This is a genomic window from Planktothrix sp. FACHB-1355, assembly GCF_014748295.1.
In the GTDB taxonomy this organism is placed as follows: domain Bacteria; phylum Cyanobacteriota; class Cyanobacteriia; order Cyanobacteriales; family Aerosakkonemataceae; genus Aerosakkonema; species Aerosakkonema funiforme_A.
The window spans coordinates 1-1,978 of the sequence record NZ_JACJUP010001240.1 but is presented as its reverse complement, the minus strand read 5'-3'; the positions used below and the strand labels follow the sequence as shown (position 1 = coordinate 1,978).

General features: G+C 44.4%; 4 protein-coding genes. 2 read left to right on the top strand and 2 right to left on the bottom strand.

The features are described 5' to 3' along the window. Together H6S82_RS31190 and H6S82_RS31185 are read left to right on the top strand one after the other, a co-directional pair. The coding region (locus H6S82_RS31190; protein WP_206756920.1) for a hypothetical protein at nt 1-252 on the top strand (252 nt) is incomplete at its 5' end. 17 nt (nt 253-269) lie between these two features. Next, entirely contained in the window at nt 270-878 is a 609-nt protein-coding gene (locus tag H6S82_RS31185; protein ID WP_190475456.1) for a hypothetical protein, read from the top strand. Between the two features lie 62 nt (nt 879-940). Here H6S82_RS31185 and cobO read toward each other — a convergent pair whose 3' ends face one another. Both cobO and H6S82_RS31175 read right to left on the bottom strand, forming a co-directional pair. Next, on the bottom strand, nt 941-1,609 hold the full coding sequence (cobO, locus tag H6S82_RS31180; RefSeq protein WP_191057330.1) for a cob(I)yrinic acid a,c-diamide adenosyltransferase: 669 nt from the start codon (nt 1,607-1,609) through the stop codon (nt 941-943). Nucleotides 1,610-1,701: 92 nt separating this feature from the next. Then, nucleotides 1,702-1,978, bottom strand: a 277-nt coding sequence (locus tag H6S82_RS31175; protein ID WP_199318008.1) for a hypothetical protein, incomplete at its 5' end; no start/stop codon positions are given.

Sequence of the window (1,978 nt, the reverse complement as noted above, 5' to 3'; positions counted from 1 at the left end):
TTAGACTGTTATTGTGAGGAGTTTTGGAGTTTGTCTATAATAACTGCGCCTGCAAAGCTAAAGCGGGCAAAATTTATATTTGGCAACATAGCCAGTTTCGGGAAGCAAGAGAAAGTTTTTGCATCCGAGTTTACCAAAGCTTTGTTTGGGAATAAGGAAAAAGTTTTAGTTGAGGGAACTGCACTTTCTAAAGCTTTGGACAAGTCTGAATTAAAACATATTTCCGTTTTAATTGCAATTCATCAGGGGTAGCTACAGTGTTAAATTTTATGAAACATTCTTTTTTACAATCGCGTCACCAGCAAAAGTATTTGCGAGTCCCACTGGCTGGGTTAATGCTGATGGCCAGCCTTGCCAACGGTAACGCCAGCGCCGTACTGGCCAACCCTTCCGAAGTGACTGTCACACCAGGAGAACACCAATTTGTGGAGGCTAAGTCAGTATCTCCATCTGAGGAGTATACTGCCAGCACGAGGGGAACTGGATCGTTCAAACAGTTAGCTGATGGAGTTTACTTGTATGGTAAGTCTTCGCAGCCAGAACAGATCGGCCAGGAATATATGGTGTTTGAGGTAAGGGATGGGCAAGCGATCGGCGCTTTCTATATGCCCAGCTCCGAGTTTAGTTGTTTTCGAGGCACCCTGCAAGCACAGCAGCTGAAAGTGAGTTTAGCTTCTCCCGATGCAGAAATCGCTCAGGAAACTCCGGATGAGGGACAAGAGTTTCAACCTGTAGCTGTCGGAAGCACTTCTCCCAGCAACAGATTTGATGCTGTCACTTTTCCCTTAACGGTAAAACTGCAAGACTATCACCAGATTACCAGCGTTAGCGAAAACGACCAACGCATTTTGAGTATGTGTAAGGCGAACTATCAATAAATTTTAGATTTTAGATTTTGGATTTTGGATTAAATCTAAAATCCAAAATCCAAAATCCAAAATTAATATTCGATACCCGGTTGAGCTTTTACACCTTGTTCGCGAAACGGATGCTTGATGAGTGTCATTTCTGTCACTAAGTCGGCTCGATCGATTAAAGCTCGCGGTGCGCCTCTGCCAGTTAGGATAACATGAGTTTGCTCTGGCTTTTGTTCCAGTCCGGCTAGAACTTCCTCCACTGTCAAGTATCCCAGCTTCAAGGCGACATTGACTTCATCGAGAAGCACCAGTTTATATTCAGGATTGCGGATAAAAGTTAACGACGTTTCCCACGCTTGGTGAGCTTTCTGAATATCTCGCTCTCTATCTTGAGTTTCCCAAGTGAAGCCTTCTCCCATCGCGTAAAATTCTAGCAGGTCGGCCCAGCGACTGAAGGCAGCTTTTTCGGCTGGTTCCCAGGCTCCTTTAATAAATTGTACGATCGCCACGCGGTAACCGTGACCGAGCGATCGCAGCACCATCCCCAAAGCAGCAGTAGTTTTCCCCTTGCCATTGCCAGTGTGAACAATTATTAAACCCTTTTCTATTGTTCTCTCAGCCAGCCGCTGTTCTTGCACTTCCTTACGTCGCTGCATCTTACGCTGGTACTGTTCGGATGTCAGCGATATGTCTTCCTCCGAGTTACTGGCTTCTGGGATTTCGTTTCGATCGAGATTGGTAGTATTTTTCATTCAGCTTGAAACAACAAAATTGCCTTACAGAACTTTACCCTGCTAACTTCACTATAGATTCACTATAGATAAGATAGATTATCTCATCTGAGCTATATAAAATCCCAAACAGTGCCATCGTCCACTTCTTCACTACGCGCCATATCGCCTCGGTAATTATTATTGATGTCAATAGCTTTTTCTTTCAAACGCTGCGGGACGTAGGACAAATCTACAGGTAGTCCGTGCGCTAGAAAGAATTCAGCTAGTTGTTCCGAATGAATATAAATACCTTCAGCGTGCAACCGCCGCAAAATTTCCCGAAAAGAGTGCCAATTTTCTTCGGGATATTGCTGAGATGGTTTACCTTCACCTATTTTGAGCGAGCGG